The sequence below is a fragment of the Bradyrhizobium sp. USDA 223 genome (assembly GCF_044909005.1).
GTDB classification, from domain to species: Bacteria; Pseudomonadota; Alphaproteobacteria; order Rhizobiales; family Xanthobacteraceae; genus Bradyrhizobium; species Bradyrhizobium yuanmingense.
Map to the genome: position 1 here is coordinate 4,734,172 of NZ_JBIYDR010000001.1, position 18,885 is coordinate 4,753,056.

General features: G+C 64.8%; 19 protein-coding genes. All 19 read right to left on the bottom strand.

What is annotated here, in order from left to right:
* Positions 1-3: 3 nt before the first annotated feature.
* The gene (fliR, locus tag ABIA40_RS22030) at positions 4-756 is read right to left on the bottom strand and encodes a flagellar biosynthesis protein FliR (protein WP_271542082.1); all 753 of its coding nucleotides are present in this window, start codon (positions 754-756) and stop codon (positions 4-6) included.
* The gene (gene flhA, locus ABIA40_RS22035; RefSeq protein ID WP_271542083.1) at positions 753-2,834 is read right to left on the bottom strand and encodes a flagellar biosynthesis protein FlhA; all 2,082 of its coding nucleotides are present in this window, start codon (positions 2,832-2,834) and stop codon (positions 753-755) included. The genes fliR and flhA overlap by 4 nt, the downstream gene beginning before the upstream one ends.
* 73 nt (positions 2,835-2,907) lie before the next feature.
* Positions 2,908-3,174 carry a flagellar biosynthesis protein FliQ gene (fliQ, locus tag ABIA40_RS22040; RefSeq protein ID WP_025034323.1) on the bottom strand — a complete coding sequence of 89 codons (267 nt, stop codon included), beginning with the start codon at positions 3,172-3,174 and terminating at the stop codon, positions 2,908-2,910.
* Positions 3,171-3,590: a flagellar hook assembly protein FlgD gene (gene flgD, locus ABIA40_RS22045; protein ID WP_036007048.1), complete on the bottom strand. Its 420-nt coding sequence runs from the start codon at positions 3,588-3,590 to the stop codon at positions 3,171-3,173. The genes fliQ and flgD overlap by 4 nt, the downstream gene beginning before the upstream one ends.
* A gap of 15 nt (positions 3,591-3,605) precedes the next feature.
* Positions 3,606-4,016, bottom strand: coding sequence for a flagellar biosynthesis repressor FlbT (flbT, locus tag ABIA40_RS22050; protein ID WP_157281885.1), 411 nt, complete (start codon positions 4,014-4,016; stop codon positions 3,606-3,608).
* Positions 4,016-4,360 carry a flagellar biosynthesis regulator FlaF gene (gene flaF, locus ABIA40_RS22055; protein WP_157281887.1) on the bottom strand — a complete coding sequence of 115 codons (345 nt, stop codon included), beginning with the start codon at positions 4,358-4,360 and terminating at the stop codon, positions 4,016-4,018. Before flaF ends, flbT begins: the two co-directional genes overlap by 1 nt.
* Before the next feature lie 68 nt (positions 4,361-4,428).
* A complete protein-coding gene (locus ABIA40_RS22060; protein WP_275497110.1) occupies positions 4,429-5,475 on the bottom strand; it encodes a flagellar hook-associated family protein in 1,047 nt (348 codons plus the stop codon).
* Positions 5,476-5,478: 3 nt separating this feature from the next.
* Entirely contained in the window at positions 5,479-6,957 is a 1,479-nt protein-coding gene (gene flgK, locus ABIA40_RS22065; RefSeq protein ID WP_404543235.1) for a flagellar hook-associated protein FlgK, read from the bottom strand.
* A gap of 35 nt (positions 6,958-6,992) precedes the next feature.
* The gene (locus tag ABIA40_RS22070; protein ID WP_275497112.1) at positions 6,993-8,225 is read right to left on the bottom strand and encodes a flagellar hook protein FlgE; all 1,233 of its coding nucleotides are present in this window, start codon (positions 8,223-8,225) and stop codon (positions 6,993-6,995) included.
* A gap of 106 nt (positions 8,226-8,331) precedes the next feature.
* Positions 8,332-8,913, bottom strand: a complete 582-nt coding sequence (locus ABIA40_RS22075; protein ID WP_404543236.1) for a transglycosylase SLT domain-containing protein — start codon at positions 8,911-8,913, stop codon at positions 8,332-8,334.
* Positions 8,864-10,207 carry a flagellar hook-length control protein FliK gene (locus ABIA40_RS22080; protein ID WP_404543238.1) on the bottom strand — a complete coding sequence of 448 codons (1,344 nt, stop codon included), beginning with the start codon at positions 10,205-10,207 and terminating at the stop codon, positions 8,864-8,866. Before ABIA40_RS22080 ends, ABIA40_RS22075 begins: the two co-directional genes overlap by 50 nt.
* Positions 10,204-11,382 carry a chemotaxis protein gene (locus ABIA40_RS22085; protein WP_404543240.1) on the bottom strand — a complete coding sequence of 393 codons (1,179 nt, stop codon included), beginning with the start codon at positions 11,380-11,382 and terminating at the stop codon, positions 10,204-10,206. The genes ABIA40_RS22080 and ABIA40_RS22085 overlap by 4 nt, the downstream gene beginning before the upstream one ends.
* Entirely contained in the window at positions 11,379-12,692 is a 1,314-nt protein-coding gene (locus tag ABIA40_RS22090) for a MotB family protein (protein ID WP_404543241.1), read from the bottom strand. Before ABIA40_RS22090 ends, ABIA40_RS22085 begins: the two co-directional genes overlap by 4 nt.
* Positions 12,693-12,698: 6 nt before the next feature.
* Positions 12,699-13,394: a hypothetical protein gene (locus tag ABIA40_RS22095; RefSeq protein WP_404543242.1), complete on the bottom strand. Its 696-nt coding sequence runs from the start codon at positions 13,392-13,394 to the stop codon at positions 12,699-12,701.
* The gene (fliF, locus tag ABIA40_RS22100; protein WP_404543243.1) at positions 13,391-15,016 is read right to left on the bottom strand and encodes a flagellar basal-body MS-ring/collar protein FliF; all 1,626 of its coding nucleotides are present in this window, start codon (positions 15,014-15,016) and stop codon (positions 13,391-13,393) included. The genes ABIA40_RS22095 and fliF overlap by 4 nt, the downstream gene beginning before the upstream one ends.
* A gap of 297 nt (positions 15,017-15,313) precedes the next feature.
* Positions 15,314-16,228 (bottom strand): flagellin, encoded by a 915-nt coding sequence (locus tag ABIA40_RS22105; protein ID WP_157281905.1) that lies wholly within the window; start codon positions 16,226-16,228, stop codon positions 15,314-15,316.
* A 270-nt stretch (positions 16,229-16,498) separates the two neighbouring features.
* Entirely contained in the window at positions 16,499-17,407 is a 909-nt protein-coding gene (locus tag ABIA40_RS22110; protein ID WP_157281907.1) for a flagellin, read from the bottom strand.
* A gap of 264 nt (positions 17,408-17,671) precedes the next feature.
* The gene (fliP, locus tag ABIA40_RS22115) at positions 17,672-18,412 is read right to left on the bottom strand and encodes a flagellar type III secretion system pore protein FliP (RefSeq protein ID WP_404543245.1); all 741 of its coding nucleotides are present in this window, start codon (positions 18,410-18,412) and stop codon (positions 17,672-17,674) included.
* Positions 18,409-18,852, bottom strand: a complete 444-nt coding sequence (locus ABIA40_RS22120; RefSeq protein WP_404546309.1) for a flagellar basal body-associated FliL family protein — start codon at positions 18,850-18,852, stop codon at positions 18,409-18,411. Before ABIA40_RS22120 ends, fliP begins: the two co-directional genes overlap by 4 nt.
* Positions 18,853-18,885 lie beyond the last annotated feature (33 nt).

The window sequence follows — 18,885 nt, forward strand, 5'->3', positions numbered from 1 at the left end:
CGGTCACTCCGCCAGCCACGACGACGCGCCCAGCATGAACTGCGTCAGCAGCTCGTCGCTGGTGAGGTAGAGCAGCAGGAAGCCGCCGAACAGCACGAAGGGCACCGAGATGAAATAGACCGGAATGGCCGGCGTCAGCTTGTTGATCAGGCCGACCGCCAGGTTGACGATGACCGAATAGACGATGAAAGGGCTCGAGATCCGCAGCGTCAGCACGAACGCTTCCGAAAGGCGGCCGACGAGCAGCTCGAGCGCGACGCTGCCGCCCAGCCTGCTGCCGGGCTTCCAGACGTCGTAGGAGTTCATCAGCCCCCGCAGCACCTGCCAGTGCTGGTCGGTCATGAAGAACAGCGTGGTGACGGCCGCCATGATCAGCGGCACCAGGGCCGGCGCCGGATCGGTGTCGGCGATCGGTGTGCCCGGGATGTTGCTCAGCCCGATCGCGCTCGCCATCATGGTCGCCATAGTCTGGAGGGCGAGGAAGAACACGCGCCCGCCGAGCCCGATGACGCTGCCGACCACGAGCTCGGAACAGATCAGGAGCGCGAGCGTCAGGGGAGCCGCGTTGTCCGTGAGCGGCTTCAGGACGGCAATCAGGATCGGCGTCAGTGCAAACGTCGTGACCAGCGCGACGAACAGGCGCACCTGGGGCGGAACGTTGACGCTGGAATAGCCGGGCACCAGCATCAGGCAGGCGCCGATGCGGCAAAACACGATGAACGTCACCAGCACGCTGTCGGCGAGCCCTGAGATCACGATATGGCTCCCAGCGCCCTGATCTCGGCGCTGCGCGCGACTTCGACATGCGACAGGATCGGCAAAGTCGGGAACACCCGCTCCAGGATCATCCGGACATAGGGGCGCGCTTCCGGCGTCACTGCCAGCACCGCGCTGGTGCCGCTCTCGGTGAATTTCCGGATCGCGGCGCTGGCTTCGGTCGCGAACTGCTCGATCAGGCGCGGGTCTGCGTCGAACTCGACGACGTCCCCCTTGGCATCGCGCTTCAGGCTCTGGTGGAAAGCGAGATCCCAGCGGTTGCCGAGACGGACCACGTTGAGCACGCCATTGTCGGAGAGATCACCGCAAATCTGCTGGGCGAGTCGGGTCCGAACGTGCTCCGCCACCTGCTCGGAGCGCCGCACATGGGGCGCGATCTCGGCGATCGCCTCGAGGATCAGGTGAAGATTGCGAATGGAGACGCGCTCGGCAAGCAGGATCTTCAGGATCGCCAGCAGGCCCGAATAGGAGATCTGCGACGGGCAGAGATCCTCGACCAGGCGCTTGTATTCGGGATCGAGCCGGTCGAGCAGGGCGCGCATGTCCTTGTAGGACAGCAGCTGGGCAAGGTTCGCCCTGATCACTTCGCTCAAATGCGTGAGCAGCACCGACAAATTGTCGACCGGCTTGCAGCCCTGCCGCTTGACTTCGTCGGTGAAGGCTTCCGTCACCCACAGCGCCTTCATGCCGAACGCGGGCTCGATCACCTCGTCGCCCGGCACGTCGGGCTTGCCGTCCTTGTCGACCAGCACCAGCACCTCGCCGAGCCTGAGCTCGCCATGGGCAACGCGCGTGTCGTGAATCCGGATCTGGTAGCTCTTGGGATCGATCGACAGATTGTCCGTGAGCTTGATCTCGGGAATGACGAAGCCGTACTGCTTGGCGAATTTCTTGCGGATCTTGGCCACGCGGTGGGCAAGCTCGGTGCGCGAGCCCAACAGATGGACCGAAAGGTGGCCGCCGAGCGCCAGCTCGATCTCGGCGGTCTTGAGCTGCTCCTTGACGGACTCCTTGGCCTCAGCCTGGGCGCGCTCGTCGGCCTTGCGGGCCTCCTCCTTCTGCTTCAGCGCGGCCTGCCGCTTCGGCAACGAATAGCCGACGAAGGCCATGACACCCCCAAGCAGCACGAACGGCGCCATCGGCAGTCCCGGCATCAAAGCGAGCACGAACATCATCAGCGCGGCGGCCGACACCGCGCGCGGATAGCCGCCGAGCTGCCGCAGCACCGCCTGCTCCGCCGAGCCCGTGGTGCCGCCCTTGGAGACCAGGAGGCCCGCCGACAGCGACACGATCAAAGCCGGCATCTGCGACACCAGACCATCGCCGACGGAGAGCTTGGTGTAGACGTCGGCCGCGCGGGACAGAGTCAATCCGTGATGGGTGACGCCGATGACGATGCCGCCGAAGATGTTAATCGCGGTGATGATGAGACCGGCGATGGCGTCGCCACGGACGAATTTCGAGGCGCCGTCCATGGCGCCGAAGAACGCGCTCTCCTCTTCGAGCTCGCGGCGCCGGCGCTGCGCTTCCTTGTCGTCGATCAAGCCGGCGGACAGGTCGGCGTCGATCGCCATCTGCTTGCCCGGGATGGCGTCCAGGGTGAAACGGGCGCCGACTTCGGCGATACGCGTCGCGCCCTTGGTGATCACGACGAAATTCACCGTTACCAGGATCGCGAAGATGATGAGGCCGATGACGAAGTCGCCGCCCATGACGAACTGCGAGAAGCCGGCAACGACATGGCCTGCCGCATGTTCACCCTCCCCGCCGCGCGACAGGATCAGGCGCGTCGTCGCGATGTTCAGCGCGAGGCGCAGGATCGTCGCGATCAGCAGCACGGTCGGGAAAGCCGAGAAGTCGAGCGGACGCTGAATCCACAGCGCCACCATCAGGATCAGGGCCGACAGCGCGATCGAGAACGCGAGGCCGAGGTCGATCAGGATCGGAGGAATCGGCAGGAACAGAATCGTGAGCATGGTCACGATGCCGGCGGCGAAAAAGGCATCCGTTCCGAGACGGCGCGGATTGGGCGGGCTAGCAGCTAACGTATCGGCCATGGGTCACCGGCAGGGGGTCCGCCCGTAATCTGCCGCGCAAAGCTTACGCGGGGATGGTGCCGGGGCCGCCGGATCAGAAGCCGCGCTCGATCCTGGAATAGACCATCTCGGTGAAGGTCGACAGATGCGCGCCGATGAAGGAGCCGGAGACGGCAACGACCAGGAGAATGACGATGATCTTCGGCACGAAGGTCAGCGTCACCTCCTGGATCTGGGTCAGGGCCTGGATCAGCGCGATGACGGTGCCGACCAGCATGGCTGCGCCGACCGCAGGCCCGGAGGCGACGATGATGGTCCAGATCGCCGCCTGGACGATATCGAGGGCGTCCCGCTCGTTCATGACTGGCTGATCGTGAGGCCCGGTCCGACCGCGACCTTGGTGCCGTCCTGAAGCGTCGCGATGGAGCCGTCGCTGTTGATGGAGACCGAGACGACCTTGCCGCTGAAGGTCGCGCCGGTCGAGTCGGTGAAGCTGACCGTCTTCCCGATCAGCCCGTTGGCCTGCGACAAGGACTGCGAGGATAGCAGCGCGTCTAGCTTCGCATTCGTCTGCATCGCCTGCTCGACCGTCGAGAGCTGGGCGAACTGGCTCATATACTGCGCGGTGTCCATGGGATTGGTCGGATCCTGGTTCTTCATCTGGGCGATGAGGAGCTGGAGAAACGTGTTGTAGTCTACGCTGTTGCTCGACGTCGTCGAGTTGGTGTCGGTCGAGCTGGATCTGCTGGTGCTGTCGGTCGCGCTGGTGACGTTCATCTTGTCCCTCCGCTGTCAGGCAGCTTCGACTGGGGAAACGGCGGCGGCGCCGGCCAGGATGGCCTGCTCCACCGGAAACAACGCGCGAATCCGCTTGAGCGCCTCGAAATAGCGGGTCGCCCCGACCAGTTCGTCGATCGCGCCGAGCCCATCGAGCATCTCGCGGTTCTCGCAAACGGCACACAAGGCCGCGTGATGCTGGGCGTAGAGCGCCGCAGCATCGCGAACGTCGGTCGGGTTCATCAACATGAGCTGGACGATGAAATAGAGCTGCCGCAGCGCCGTGGTGGCGTCGGACGCCTGCATGACCTGCCCTTCGAGCAGGAACATCACGTCGTTGACGAGCTCGACGGAGACCTTGCGGTCGACGCGGAGCACCGCGCCGTTGATGTAGATCCGTTCGCCCGCGCGCAAGGAGATCTTCATTAAAGCGCGTCTCGGATCAGGCGGTTGATTTCGATGAGCTGCACCACGTCGCTGGACCGCTGCTCGCGGAGACGGTCGGCCTCCTTGACCACCCACAGGCCGATCGAGATGATGTCGGCACGCAGCTTGTCCGGCAGGCCGTTGTCCGGGTGCGCGAGATCCTCGATGAAGATCGTCCACAGCCGCCGCACATAGAGCAGGCTCTCGACCTGATCCTCGAGGCTGAAACGCCCCTTCTGGATCCGCTCGAGCCGGTCGATGCCGAGGCTGAGCGCCTGCCGCTCGCGGCTGCGCGCCTCATAGCCACTTTCGTCAACGACCGCTTCATAGGCTTCAAACGTCATCAGGACCACTCTTCGCAGAAAACCGAACAACTGGACAAAGGTTACGAGCCTGACAGCGCAGCCTTGGCTCAGAGATAATTGATGAGGCTGATCTTCTGGAGCTGCGAGGTGAGCGCCAGCGCGGTCTGGATCTGTGTCTGCAGCGTATTGACCCGGACCGAGGCTTCGGTCGGATCGACCTTCTCCATGCCGACGATCTGATTGTTCAGGATGTCCTGCTGCGTCTTGAGCTTGGCGGTTGCGGTGGTGACCCGCTGCTGGACCGTGCCGACGCTGCCGCCGAGCGCCGCGAGATCGTTGATGGCGTTGCCGACGAGGCCGATGGCCTTGTCCACGACGACCTGGAACGTCTCCTGGCTCAGACTGACGTTCCCGAGGTCGGCCATCATGGTGTAGGCCTCGGCGAGCCTGCGGAAGCCGATCTGGTTGGCGCTCACCGACGTTTCCGCGATCTCCGTCGTGGAGATGCGGCTTTGCATGGTCTGGTCTGTCGCCGACGACCAATTGGTGTTCCAGGCCGGGCTGGCAAACTCGGCATCAAAGGTGGTGTCGAGGAAGGTCTGCATCTGGGCCGGGGTGATCGTGGCCACGCCGGGCGCGGATTGCGAGAAGCCGAAGGCCGCGAGAAAATCCGCATCGACCTGGTTTTTGCTGGCCGAGCCCGCGGCGTAAGGCGTGATGGGCGCGTTCTGCGTGTTGATGCCCGAGAACAGATAGGAGCCGTTATAGGAGACGTTCAGTGCGCCGATCAGGTCCTGGAGATTGGAGGCTGCAGGCGGCAAGATGACCCGCCCGCCGCCGTCGGTGCTGCGGGCCGCGATCAAGTCTTTGAGGAAGTCCGTCGCGGTCTTGCTGAGCTGGGTGATCCGATTCTGCGTCACGTCGAGGCGTCCCGAGACGAGACCGTTGGTGTCGACGAGCTGGTCGGCAAAGCTCCAGTCCGCCCGCAGCGTGAGGTCGCTTCCCGTCGAGGCACCGAGTTCCAGACCAACGTCGTAGAAGCGGCCGGTGGTCGCTTCGGTCGACGCCCTGCTCAGCGCCGCCTGATTGTTCGTGATCGAATACCTCAACGACGAGGACAGCATCAGGGTGGAAACGTAATTTGCGCTCATCATGGCTTAGTTCCCCACGGCGGCCAGCAGGCTCTGCAGCATTTCATCGACGGTCGAGATGATCTTCGACGAGGCCGAATAAGTGCGCTCGACCTGAAGCATTAAGGCCATCTCGTCGTCCATGTTGACGCCGTTGACGTTTGACAACGCCGTGATGCTGCGGTTGAGCAAGGTGCTCTGGTACTCGGAGTTGTCGTTGGCGACCTTGCGCTGATTCTCGATCCAGCTCGCCGACGACGATGCGAAGTCGATCAGGCTGCCGCTCGGCTTGCCTTGCGTCGTTGCGTCGAACGGCTGCGCGGCATCCATGCCGCCGATGAGCTGCTGCAGTCGGGCCGAATAGCCGCCGTTGCCGGCGGTGTTGTATCGGTAGGCGGGGTTGCCGCTGATCGCGCCGTCGCGCAGCAGATTCGGGTTGCCGCCCAGGGTCGGATCGACCGAGGCCGCGACCGAGATCGTGCCGGCGAGACCCACCGAGACGGTCGCGCTCGCCGGCATCGCCGGTGCGCCCGGATAGGTGAAGAGGCCGGGAACGTCGGGCAGCGCCGCGGCGGTCTGATCGCTTTCCCTGAACGTATTGATCAGGCCGCGTGCGATTTCATCGAGCTGACTCTGATAGGTGACGGTGTCCTGGTCGCGCAGCTGGGCGAGGCCTGCGAGCTTGCCCAGGGACTTCAGCGGCATCACCGAATTGGCGCCGGTCACCGGGACCCCGTCGATGTAGACGGCGTTGCCCGTGGTGCCGGCGGTGTAGGCATTCGTCGGCGCAAAGCTCACCGTCCGCGCCGTCTTGTCGAACAGCACGACGCCGCTGTCGGCGTAGAGCGCCGCGTCACCATTGGGGCGGATCGACATGTTGACGCCGACCTCCTGCGACAGCTGCGAGACGATGCTGTCGCGCTGATCGAGATAGTCGGTGATGTCGTCGCCGGAGATCGTGCCTTTCACGATCGCGGTGTTCACGGTCTCGAACCGGGAGAGCAACTGGTTGATGTTCTGAACCGACGTCTGCATGTCGGCATCGGCGCTTTCGCGGACCGACTGCACGGTCCGGGTCGCCTGGTTGAGCGCGGTCGCCATGTCCTTGGCGGACGCGACGGCCGCCTGCGCCAGCGTGGCGTTGTCCGGGGCGTTGGCATATTTCTGCAACGCCTGCTTCAGCGCGTTGAGCTGCGCCGTCGGCGACTGGTCGAGCTCCGGATCGTCCACCGTCGCGGTGGCGATCTTCTGCAGGCCGTCATAGATCGCGGTCTGCTTGGCGGACGACGAGGTCGCGATCAGGACGTTGTTGTAGAGGCCCGAGCTGGCGGCGCGCTGGATCGCCGCGACATAGACGCCGGCGCCAGGCAGATTGTCCAGCACGGTGAGCTTGCGCGAATAGCCGGTGGCGCTGGCCCCGGCGATGTTGCGCGAGATGACCGACGACTGGACGCTCGACGCCATGAGCGAGGAGCGAGCCGAGTTGAGAGCGGCGGTAAGCGACATGGCGTGCTCTTGCCCGAAAACGAGCGCCGAAGAACTCAGCGCTTCAGGTTGACGACGACGTCCAGCAGATCCGAGCCGGTCTGGAACGATTTCGAGTTCGCCGTGAAGCCGCGCTGGGCCTCGATCATGCCGGTGAGTTCGTCCGCAAGGTCGACGTTGGAGTCCTCCAGGGCACTAGACTGGATCGTGCCGAGCCCACCCGTGCCGGCATTTCCGACCTGCGCGTTGCCGGAATTCATATTGGTCGAATAGACGTTGCCCGGTTCGGGCGTCAGATTGTCGGGGCTCGCGACGTCGGCGAGCATGATGGTGTAGAGCGTCATCTGCTGCCCGTTCTTGAGGATCGCCGTCACGTGGCCGGCATCGTCGATATCGACCTTCTCGATGGCCGAAGGAACGCTGCCATTGACGGTGGCCTTGAAGCTGAAGTCGGTGCCGACCTGGGTCAGGTTCGAGAGGTCCAGGGTCATCGCCGCACCGCCGGGAACGGTGAAGGCAAGACCGGTCGGGCTCGCCGCGGCGAGCGCGCCCCGCCCGGCCGCCGTGGTGTCGAAGGTGAAGGTCGTGGCCGCGCCGAGGGAGGTGCCCGTCGCGGAATCGTAAACTTCGATCTGCCAGGTATCCGAGCCGGCAGCCGTCGCCGTGTGGGACATATAGACGTCGAGCGTAACGGCCTGGCCGATATTGTTGTAGGCCACGATCGAGCTCTTCGATGAATATGACGCCGGACCAGGCGGGCCAGCAATGACGGCCGCTTTCGGATCCAGGTTGCCGGTCGTCAGCGTCCCCGCCGTTGACGGCACCGGCACCTGCGAGACCTGGGCGATGTTGACGATCTGCATGCCGGACAGGCTGTTCTGCGAGAAGTTGGTCACGTTGCCGGGCTGGCCCAGAAGATAAAAGCCGGCCCCGTTGACCAGGTTGCCCTGGCTGTCGGGCACGAACGAGCCGGCCCGCGTCAGATATTGCTGCGTGTTGTTGGCGTTCGACACCACGAAGAAGCCATTGCCCTGGACGCGGAGGTCCGTGGTCGACGTGGTATATTGCGTATTGCCCCCGTCGCTGATGGCATAGCGGACCTTGGTTTCGACAGCGCCGGAATCGTAATTGCCGGAGCCGCTCTTCAGGATCAGCGAGGAGAACTCCGTCGAAGCCCGCTTGTAGCCCGTCGTGTTGACGTTGGCGATGTTGTCCGAGACCGTCGACAGCTTGTTGGACTGCGCGTTCATCCCGGAAACGCCGGTGCGCATAACACCATACAGGCTCATGAATTGGGCTCCTTTGGTAGGTTGCAGCTACAATGGGGGTTCTTGCTTGCGCGGGGCTGATGATTGGGCGCGATGCACAGCTTGTCGTGATCCGGTCAGCTCTGCTTCAGCTCGTCCTGGGCTGGCAGAACGAGCGCGCCTTGTCCGTCCACGCGCCGAAACCGCTCGAGACGAGATGCGCAACGATGTGACAGACATAGCGCTTCTGCGCCGGCTGATTGTTGGGACCCGCGTTGTAGCGGGCGACCGCCATGGTCCAGCTGCCCTCGCGCTGCTTCAACTCCTTCAGGAAGCGCGCGGCGTACTCGACGTTTCCCGCGGGATCGAACATCGCCCGGACCGAAGCGAACTTTTCGCCGTGATAGTAATGGTTGATCTGCATGCAGCCGAGATCGATCAACTTGATGCCTTTGCTGCGCATCGCCTCGAAATTCGCGATTGCATCGTTGATGTCCTTGGCGAACACGGTCTGGCCGTCGGCACCGAGGGCATAGGGATGGAGCGCCCCGCGCCGGCCGGTCTCGGTGAGTCCGACCGCATAGAGAATGCCGAGCGGAATCCCGTGCTGCCGGGCCGCGCGCGCCATCTCGCGCTCGCAGGGGCGCGCAGTTTCGGCGGCCACCTGGGCAGCGCCCGCACTAGAGATAAACAGGGCCGCGACGATGATGCGGCGCCACGTCCTGCTCATGACGCGTCTCCTGGTTGAACTGGCGCTCCTCGCGGGCCTGCTTCGCGCCGCCGTCGGATTGCCCCGACGACGTGCCGGCACCGCCGAATGCGCCTTGCGACTGCGGCGAGGATTGTTGCTGGCCTGGGGCCTGCGGCTGCGACTGGCCGGAGCTGCCCTGGAATCCGTCCAGCGATCCGTGCTGGACCGGCGCGACGTCAGCGACGTAGCCCGCCGACTGCATGAGATCGCGGATCTGGTCGCGCTGCTGGTCGAGCATCTGGCTCGTGTCCTTGCGCTCGGCCGCGAGCTGGACGGACACTTCGGTGCCGACGAGACGCAAGCGCACCGTGACGTTGCCGAGCGCGGGCGGTTCGAGATTGACCGTCAGGATCCTGAGCGGCTGATCCGGTGCGTTGGTCTGGGATGCGGCGAGATCGGGTGCCGCGGACGCAGCCGGTGCCGAGGACTCCTTCAGCTCGGCGACGACGGCATTGGCAACCTGCTGCGGGGCGTTGAACTGCGCCGGTGGCAGATGGGTTTCCTGCTGGACCACGGTGACCTTGGTTGCCTCGGGCAGCGCGGCGTGCGCCGAAGCCTTGGCAGCGCGCTCGACATCGGCCGTAACAGCCTCGAAGCCGGGTGATGCCGGCCTTGCGCTCGAAGCCTCCATACCTTGCGTCAGCGCCGGCTGCGGCGCGGCCATCGCTTGCGAAGCCGCAGCCTGCGAGCGTGCGGCGGTCGGGGCAAGTCCGGATGGGACGGTATTGACTGTTGTCGCCTTCATCACGCCCGGAGCCTCGTGCTTCGCCGAGGTTGACCGCTCGTCGCGCGCAGGCGCGTCCTTGTCTGCGGAGGGCACTTGCATCTGCGGCTTCACGGCAGCCGCGGCAGCGATCTCCTGGCCGACCATCACAGCGATGCCGGATTGATCCTGGCGATCTGTCCCGGTGACATGATCGACCGGACGTTGTTTCTCCGCCAGCCCGTCGGACTTGGCGTCGGAGTTCTCGTCCATGGACTTTGGATCTGCAGTGGTCGCGACGCGTTCGCGCAGCGCCGCCTCCTTCGGCTGCTCCTGCTCGATCGGTTGGATCGGACGCGTGCGCAGCGTTCCCGTCTTCGCGGCTGTCTCGCTGCCGTCTTCGCTCAGGGCTTGCTTGGCGAGATTAGAGACGGTGTGGAGCAATTCGTTGAAGGACGAATTCGCCTGCGGTTTGGTCGCTGCGCCCTTTGCCGCGCGCGACCCGCGCATGTTGAGACTCTCGGCGAGACCGTTGAAGAGCTGTCCGGAGGTTCCACTGAGCTTGGTCATGGACGGCGGTCCTTGGTCAGAAGTTCGAGCTCGCCGAGCTGCTTCTGCGCGCGTGCGAGCGTCGCGGTCGACGACGCCAGATCGAGGCGCGCCGGCGTTGCTGGGGGCTTGTCCGCCGCCGCGGCGGATCCGCCCGCGAACGGCTTGCGGACATCGAGCGCGAGCTGCACCGTGGCATTGAGAAGGGGGACGTCGCGTTCGGGCAGTTTCGACCGGTCGAGCGCCTTCAGTTCGGCGAGACCGCCGTCATATTCGTCGGTGAGCACGCGCGAGGCGCCGCGGAAGAAATGGGCGCGCTCGCGTTCCGCCGATGCATCCGCGCTGAGGGTCAAGGCCCGCTCGCCCGCAAGTCGGGTCACGGTCAGCCGTCCGCGCACCATCGCGGCGCGCGCGATCACGAGATAGAGCTTGAGACGGCTGGCGCGATCGACCTGCTCGAGCAAGGCTGAGATCCGCGCAAAGCGGCGCTCGTCGAGTGCCAGGCTAGATTGCGTCAGCCCCGCGGAGAAGCGCTGCCAGAAATCGCCCGCATAGATCGAGTTGCGGTAATGGCGGATATAGGCCAGCGTCAGGAACTCGAACTTCTCGAAATCCTCCGCCTGCCCCACCAACAGGATCTCGCGCCGCAGCGCCGCCTCCTCGACCAGCGTGCCGGGCAACAGCAGGCGCGCATCGTCCAGACGCTCAATCGCGAGCGAGGCCTCGGCGCGCGCGAACAGCGCGCCCTGAACCAGCGCGACCTGTCCGCCCAGTCCCGAGGGAATCGTCCGCGGCTTGATCTCCTTGAGCAGCTCCCGCGCTTCCTCCTGGCGACCCTCGACATAGGCGAGCGCACCGTTGAACAGCCGCTCGTCGACGTTCATCTTGTCGCGCGGCAGTTTGCGGACGACTTGCGGCGCACCGCCACTGAGCAGGTAGATAACGGCCGCCTGGCCATTCCGCGGATTGCTCCACACCGCGGGATCGGCCGCGAGAAACTTCTCGCCGATTTGCCGGATCAGCGCGATATGACTGCCATGTGCGGCGGTGTCGCCATTGGCGATGCCGTCCTGCACCGCTTGCAGCGCGCGGACGAGCTCATAGGGTTCGCTGCCCTGGGGTGGTGCAGGCTGGGCAAGCGCATTTGCCGCGATGAACGGCAGCAGCAAGATGGCGCGGCGCAGCAGCCTGATCAAGGGCGCTTCTCCCGGATCAGGATCTCGATCCGGCGGTTCTGGGCGGCCGCCGGATCGTTCGGGAGCTTCGGCCGCCGATCGGCGTAACCTTCGATATGCTCGATCCGCCGCGCATCGACGCCGGAACGGACCAGCATGTAATAGGCCATCTGCGCACGCGCGGTCGACAGCCGCCAATTGTCGTAAGTTTCCGACCGATACGGCCGATTGTCGGTATGCCCGCGGAGGATGATCATGCCCTGGCGCTTCATCAGCAGCGGCCCGATCTTGTCGATCACGCGGATCAGCTCGGGCCGCGGCTCCGCCGAGCCGACCGCGAACATGCCGAAGCTCGCATCGTCGGTGAGGCTGACCAGGAGCCCTTCCTCGACCTGACGCACCTCGGCCGCCGGCCCCGCCCCTGCTTTGATGTCCGACAGCGCCTCCGCGACCGCGGACTGAAGCTGCTTGAGGGTGGGCTGCTGCGTTTGCGCCGCGTCGCGCGCTTCGGTTTCCTTGGCCGTATCGTTGAGACGAGCCTGCGGGGCGGTGCTCACCTGAACGCCAGCTTGGGCGCTGCCCTCGCGCGGCGACTGCGTCGGTGCGGCGCCCGGCGGCACCAGCGGCGACAGATTTGCGGACGAGCTCTCCGGGCCCGGAGCCACGTTGCCGCCGGCATCATCCGTCCTGCTCCGGCGCGCCTGCACCTCGCCCGGATTTGCTCCGGCTGCGCCGTCTCGTGCGGAGGCATTCGGCTTCGGCTCGCTCTCGATGAAGCGATCGGCGTCCTTGGACGCCTGTGGCGCCAGCTTCCAATAGCCGGGATCGAATGGATCGCGATAGGCATCGCCCCCCTTGAGGCCGTCCTCTTCGGCGGAGGTCAGTGCGCCGGCGCGCCGCTGGCCAGTGGACTGGTTCGCGCTGTTGGCGATCTCGGCGAGCGTCGCATAGGGGTCACGGAACAGGACCTTCTCCTCGAAAGAGGCCGGCTTCTCAGCCGTCGGAGAATCGCCGCGCCTTTCCTCGTTCGTGCCGGCCGGCTGACGCTTGCCGTCCTGGCCTTCGAACGACGACGGCTCCTTTTTTGAGAGATCCTTGAGGCCCTTTGGGGCAGGTGAGTTCTCAGCGAGCTTGATCGGGTTGAAATAGCTCGCGACGACCTGCTTCTGGTCCTGGTTGAGCGCGTTGAGCAGCCACATGACCAGGAAGAACGCCATCATCGCGGTCATGAAGTCCGCATAGGCGATCTTCCAGACGCCACCGTGATGCGCCTCCTCGGCGAAGGCGCTGCGGCGGCGGACGATCACGATCTCATGCTTGACCTCCTCCATGGCGGACTACCGGCGCGCTTCCTTGAGGCGTTCACTCCAGGCGGAGATCTGCGTCTCGATCACGGTCTGGTCGGCCACGACGCGCACCTCGAGCGTCTCGGCGGCCTCGTATGCGATGCCGGTTCGCTTGGACGCCTCGAGCTGCGTCTTCACGAGGTCCAGCAGCTCGCTCGGGCCGGTGACCTTGAAGGCCGGCGCCGACGAGCTGCCGGTCAGTGCCGCGATCTGCTCGACCAGGGATCCGATCGCCTTGTCGCGCACCGCATCGGCGAGGAACGGCAGCAGGATCCGCGCCACGGAGCTTGCGATGTTGGTCTCGATCTCGCGGCAGGCCGCCTCGAAGCCGCTGACGATCGCGACCGCCTGCTGATCGGACCATTTCGCCCGCTCTTCGCCGAGCCGGATCGCGCTGCGGACGCGCTCCTCGGCCAATTTGGCGTCGCCTTCCGCGACGCCAGCGGCATGGCCGCGCCGATAGGCATCGTCCAGGAGATTGACCGGCGGCGCTTCCGTCGCGGGGGCCGGGTGCTGAGCCTGAAGCTGCGTGTGGGCCTGCGGCTGCGATTGAGGCTGCGGATCGCGCCTCGCCTCCTTTGGCCTGGTCAGCACGTCCTGGATTTTTGGAGGCGGGGGCGGCGGCGACGACTTGACCCGGCCATTCGCATCGAACTGCGTCAGGAGTTTTCCGATTGCCGCGTTCATGCCGCCTCCTCGCGTCGCATCCAGTCTTTAAGGATCGCCGCCGCCTGCATCTGATCGAGCCGGACGATCTGCTCGAGCCGCTTCTGCGGCGTTCGCTGCATCTTGCCTTCGAGGTCTTCGACGAGGTTGAGCTCGGCCTCCTCGCCGTCGGGCAGCGCAAGGGCCGCCGAGGCCTCGAGCTGAGCGGCCTCGGCCGCCTCCGCCTGCTCCTGCTCCGCGCGATGGGTCAGAATGCCGTTGACCGCCGGCCGCAGCCCGAACCAGACCAGCATCGAAGCCACGGCCAGGATCGTGATCGCGTTGATGACGCTGCCGAGCTGCTTGTTGATCATCTCGACGAAGCTGATCGGCGGCACCGGCGCCAGCTCACGCGAGCCCTCGATGAAATCGACGGCCGTCACCTGGATCTGATCGCCGCGCGCCTTGTCCAGTCCGCCCGCCGTCGCCGCGAGCTGACTGATCTCGGCGAGCTTGCTGTCGATGATGGCCTGGTTGCTCTTGTCGCCGAGATCGGCGACCAGCCGAGCGCGATTGACCAGGACGGCGATGAACAGCTTCTTGACGGAATAGCCGTCGCTGACCGTCGTCGTGGTCTTGGAGGAGACCTCGAAATTGGTGACGTCCTCGCGGCGGGTCTTGTCCTCGCTGGAGTTCTTGCCGCCGCCCGCATTCACCTGCTGGTCGGGGAGATTCTGCTGCACCGTGGTCGGCGACGAGCGGTCGGCGTTCTGCGAGGATTCCTTCTCGCGTATGGCCCGCACCGAGCGCTCGGCGCGGTTCTCGGGATCGTAGACCGTCTCGTTGATCTGCCGCTTGTCGGTGGACAACTGCGGAGCGACGCTCACCTCGAAATTGTCGAGGCCGAGATACGGCGTCAGCGCCTTGCGGATGCTCTCCTGCACCATGCCGCTGACCGTCTTCTGCAGGCTCGCCATCTTGGTCGGCGCGGCGCTGGCCTCGTCCTCTTCGGCGAGCAGCATCGAGCCGTCGGCGTCGAGCACCGTCACCTTGTCGCGGCTCATGCCGGGAATGGCGGCGGCGACGAGATGCCGGATCGACTGCGCCGTGCGCGCCTCGATCGCGCCGTCGGTGCGCAGCACGACCGATGCCGAAGGCGGCTGCTGCGTGGCGCGGAACGAGCCGCGCACCGGCAGCACGATATGCACGCGCGCCGCCTTCACGCCCTTCATCAGCTGGACGGTGCGGGCGATCTCGCCTTCGAGCGCGCGCAGCTTGGTGACCTCCTGCATGAACGAGGTCAGCCCGAGCGAGCCGATCTTGTCGAACAGCTCGTAACCGGAATTGGCGCTGGTCGGCAGCCCCTTCTCGGCGAGCAGCATCCGCGCCTGCATGGTCTGGCTCGGACGCACCGAGACCGCGTCGCCGGCGGAATTGACGTCGAAGGTGATGTTCTGCTCGCGCAGCGCCGCGCCGATGCGCGTCACGTCCTCGCGGGTGAGGCCGGTGTAGAGCGTTTCGAACTCGGGGCGGCTGAGATAATAGGCGCCGCCGACGACGGTGACGAGAACCGCAAAACCGATCAGTCCCAAGGCCATCAGGCGTCGCGGCCCAAGCTCCAGCAGATTGTTGAGCAGTTGCTGTACCTGCGCACGACTGAGCATATGACCTCGTACCAATGCGAATGGTGACGACACTCAGCTGCCAACCTTGTCTGAAGGTTGCGCGAGGCGCGAATGTTTCGGGTTCGCTGGCGAGGCGTTGCAATTATGCAAGACGAGGCGGCGCAATCGGTTTGGCAGCTGCGAGCGAGCGCTCGGGCGCACGGCAGCCCGAGCGGCTGCGGCATGTTGCAAGACGTATGACGAAGGTTCGATTGCCGGCCTATCGCGTGTCGGCGCCCACCATCACGGCGGGGACCGTGCTCCCTGAGGGAGCACGGTCGTTTTCGAAAGCGCCGCTTAGCCGCGGAACAGCGACAGGATGCTCTGGCTGTTCTGGTTGGCGATCGAGAGCGCCTGAACGCCGAGCTGCTGCTGGGTCTGCAGAGCCTGCAGGCGGGTCGATTCCGCGTTCATGTCGGCGTCGACGAGCTGGCCGACACCGCGGTCAACCGAGTCCATCAGGGTCTTGACGAACTCCGAGTTGGTCGAGATGCGGTTCTTGACCGCACCGAGATCGGCAGCTGCCGAGGCCACCGAGTTGATGGCGGCGGTGACCTGCGCGATGTAGGCATCGAGCGTGGTCTGGTCGGCCGCCGAATCGGTCAGCGCGGAGATGTTGATCGTGTCGACCGAGGCGCTGCCGGCCACGGTATCCAGAATGCCGGTCTGCGTGGTCGAGTAGAGCGTGTAATTGGCGGTCGTCACCGTGATCGAGCCGATGGTGGGCGTACCGCCGACGCGAGAGTAGGACGACACGAGGTTGAAGCTCGTCGGGGTGGTACCCGTCGTCGTGCTCAGCCAGTTAATGCCGTTGAAGGTCGCCGAGTTGGCCTTCAGCTTCATGTCCTGCTGGATCTGGGTGATGTCCGCCTGGATCTTGGTGCGGTCGATACCGGCAGTCTTGGCTTCGACCAGCAGCGCCTGGAGCTTGGTCAGGCCGGATTCCTTGTCGCCGATCACCGAGGTCAGGGCGGTATATTCGGTGTCGACGGTCGCAGCCGACAGGCCGAGCGAGTCGGAGACCGCGGACAGCGCGGCGTTGTCGGAGCGCATCGAGGTCGCAATCGACCAATAGGCAGCGTTGTCCGAGGCGGTGGACACGCGCTGACCGGTGGAGATCCGGTTCTGCGTGGTGGCGAGTTGCGTGCTGACAGACCGCAAGGTCTGGAGCGCGGTCATGGCGGAGGAGTTGGTGAGAAGACTAGAACCCATTTTGATGTCCCTTTGAAGATTGACTTGAGTTGGGGACATACCGGGCTTGCACCGGTACGACAGGGCGGCGTCATGCCTTTGGGCGTGCCGCAAACGCGGGTTCAAGGCCCAATCTGTCGTAGCGGCGAGGTTAGCGAGCGAAGCTTGTGCGGGGCTTGTGGCCCTGTGTTCTTGCCGCAACAGGCGGCCGGACTTGGGCGCGCGTGGCCTTGCCCAAACGAAAGGGCCGCGCTTCGCGAGAAGCGCGGCCCTCCTCCGATGACTTCCGTCTTAGCGGAACAGCGACAGGATGCTCTGGCTGCTGTTGTTGGCGATCGAGAGCGCCTGCACGCCGAGCTGCTGCTGAACCTGAAGGGCGGCCAGGCGGGTGGATTCCGCGTTCATGTCGGCGTCGACGAGCTGACCGACACCGCGGTCAACCGAGTCCATCAGCGACTTCACGAAGTTCGTGTTGGTCGAGATACGGTTCTTGACCGCACCGAGGTTGGCGGCGGCCGAGGCCACCGAGTTGATCGCAGTCGTCACCTGCGCGATGTAGCCATCGAGCGTGGTCTGGTCGGCGGCCGAGTCGGTAAGCGCAGAGATGTTGATCGTGTCGACCGACGCACTGCCGGCCACGGTGTCCAGAATGCCGGTCTGGGTGGTCGAGTAGAGCGTGTAGTTGGCCGTCGTCACCGTGATCGAGCCGATGGTGGGTGTGCCGCCGACGCGCGAGTAGGACGACACGAGGCTGAAGCTCGTCGGAGTGGTACCCGTCGTCGTGCTCAGCCAGTTGATGCCGTTGAAGGTCGCCGAGTTGGCCTTCAGCTTCATGTCCTGCTGGATCTGGGTGATGTCGGCCTGGATCTTGGTGCGGTCGATACCTGCGGTCTTGGACTGGACCAGCAGCGCCTGGAGCTTGGTCAGACCGGAGTCCTTGTCGCCGATCACCGAGGTCAGAGCGGTATATTCGGTGTCGACGGTCGCAGCCGACAGGCCGAGCGAGTCGGACACCGCCGAGAGCGCAGCGTTGTCGGAGCGCATCGACGTTGCGATCGACCAATAGGCGGCGTTGTCCGACGCGGTGGACACGCGCTGGCCGGTCGAGATCCGGTTCTGCGTGGTGGAAAGTTGCGAACCCACAGACCGCAGGGTCTGGAGTGCGGTCATGGCAGTCGAGTTCGTAAGCAGGCTTGACATTGCGAATGTCCCTTTATGTACGCGTTTACATTTTCACGAGGGGACATACCGGGCTTGCACCGGTACGGAAGGGCGGCATCATGCCTTTGGACCGATCTGTGTGGGTCCAACCCGCCGTGCCGCATTGCTAGCACGCCGAATCTTGCTTCCGGATTAAGACGAGCTTGAATTCCACAGTAATATCATATGGTTAAAATTACGCGCCGATAACCATATCCAGCGCGTTTCGCTTAACCATAATCGGCCGGCGGGCGCTCGCGGTGCTCACGAGAACGAGCGGACCAGCCCGGAAGCCAGCAGATTCCAGCCGTCGATCAGCACGAAGAACAGCATCTTGAACGGCAGCGCGAGGATCGTCGGCGGCATCATCATCATGCCCATCGACATGGTCAGCGTCGCCACGATCATGTCGATCACCAGGAACGGCAGGATGATGAGGAATCCGATCTCGAACGAGCGCCTGAGCTCGGAGATCATGAAGGCCGGAATGATGACGCGCAGATCGACCCGCTTGTCGTCGAACTTCCTGCGGAAGCTTTCGGCAGCGAGCGCTTCGAAGGTTTGGAGATCCTTGTCGCGGACATGGGCCAGCATGAACTCGCGGAACGGATCGGTGATCTTCAGATAGGCTTCCTCCTCCGATATCTCGTTCTTCATCAGCGGCTGGACGCCGGTCTCCCAGGCGCGGTCGAAGGTCGGCGCCATCACGTAGAAGGTCATGAAGAGCGCGAGACTGATCAGCACCAGGTTGGCTGGCGTGGTCTGGAGGCCGAGACCGGCGCGCAGGAACGACAACGCCACCGCAAATCGCGTGAAGCTCGTCACCATGATCAGCAGCCCCGGCGCCACCGACAGCACCGTGATGAGCGCCATCAGCTGGATGATCCGGCCGCTGGTCGAGCCGTTTCCGGGCGGCAGCTGGGAATTCAGGTCCGGAATCTGGGCCAGCGCCGCTTCGGGCAGCACGACCAGAACCATTGCGAGCAGCAGGACTATCACCCTCACTGGATCACCAGCGTCTCGATGATCAATTCGCGGACCTTGCCCGATGAGCGGATATTGGCACGCTCGGTCAGGTCGTCACGCAGATGCTGGAGCCCGCGCGATCCCTCGAACTGCGCCACCGTCGCCGACCGCAAATAGGTCACGATGTCCTCGCTGATATGGGCGGCCAGAATGCCCGCATCCTCGTCGCTCATGCTGTCGGTCACCATCGAGGCTTCGATGCGCGCCCAATTGTTGGCCGGCGCGGCGAGGTTGGTCACGATCGGAGACAATTTCCTGAGCCGCGCGCTGCCGGCGTAGCTCGACGCGATCGGCGGCAATGTGGCGTTCTTTTTGGCGTCGGCAACGCGTTCGGCGGTCGCGATCAGATGCAGACCGGCAATCGCGCCCGCGCCGATCGCGATCAGGGTCAGCACGACGATGGCGGCGATCAGGCGCATGGCGTCCCCTGGCATCGCAACGCGCCCCGGCCG

Bases quoted from the DNA above. Each gene is read 5' to 3' on its own strand.
- ABIA40_RS22075 (WP_404543236.1), bottom strand. From the start codon at position 8,913: ATGAGCAGGACGTGGCGCCGCATCATCGTCGCGGCCCTGTTTATCTCT.
- ABIA40_RS22060 (WP_275497110.1), bottom strand. From the start codon at position 5,475: ATGATGAGCGCAAATTACGTTTCCACCCTGATGCTGTCCTCGTCGTTG.
- fliF (WP_404543243.1), bottom strand. From the start codon at position 15,016: ATGCTCAGTCGTGCGCAGGTACAGCAACTGCTCAACAATCTGCTGGAG.
- flgD (WP_036007048.1), bottom strand. From the start codon at position 3,590: ATGAACGTCACCAGCGCGACCGACAGCACCAGCAGATCCAGCTCGACC.
- flgK (WP_404543235.1), bottom strand. From the start codon at position 6,957: ATGTCGCTTACCGCCGCTCTCAACTCGGCTCGCTCCTCGCTCATGGCG.
- ABIA40_RS22120 (WP_404546309.1), bottom strand. From the start codon at position 18,852: ATGCGCCTGATCGCCGCCATCGTCGTGCTGACCCTGATCGCGATCGGC.
- flhA (WP_271542083.1), bottom strand. From the start codon at position 2,834: ATGGCCGATACGTTAGCTGCTAGCCCGCCCAATCCGCGCCGTCTCGGA.
- ABIA40_RS22110 (WP_157281907.1), bottom strand. From the start codon at position 17,407: ATGTCAAGCCTGCTTACGAACTCGACTGCCATGACCGCACTCCAGACC.
- ABIA40_RS22090 (WP_404543241.1), bottom strand. From the start codon at position 12,692: ATGGAGGAGGTCAAGCATGAGATCGTGATCGTCCGCCGCCGCAGCGCC.
- ABIA40_RS22080 (WP_404543238.1), bottom strand. From the start codon at position 10,207: ATGACCAAGCTCAGTGGAACCTCCGGACAGCTCTTCAACGGTCTCGCC.
- ABIA40_RS22105 (WP_157281905.1), bottom strand. From the start codon at position 16,228: ATGGGTTCTAGTCTTCTCACCAACTCCTCCGCCATGACCGCGCTCCAG.
- fliQ (WP_025034323.1), bottom strand. From the start codon at position 3,174: ATGAACGAGCGGGACGCCCTCGATATCGTCCAGGCGGCGATCTGGACC.
- flbT (WP_157281885.1), bottom strand. From the start codon at position 4,016: ATGAAGATCTCCTTGCGCGCGGGCGAACGGATCTACATCAACGGCGCG.
- ABIA40_RS22095 (WP_404543242.1), bottom strand. From the start codon at position 13,394: ATGAACGCGGCAATCGGAAAACTCCTGACGCAGTTCGATGCGAATGGC.
- ABIA40_RS22070 (WP_275497112.1), bottom strand. From the start codon at position 8,225: ATGAGCCTGTATGGTGTTATGCGCACCGGCGTTTCCGGGATGAACGCG.
- flaF (WP_157281887.1), bottom strand. From the start codon at position 4,360: ATGACGTTTGAAGCCTATGAAGCGGTCGTTGACGAAAGTGGCTATGAG.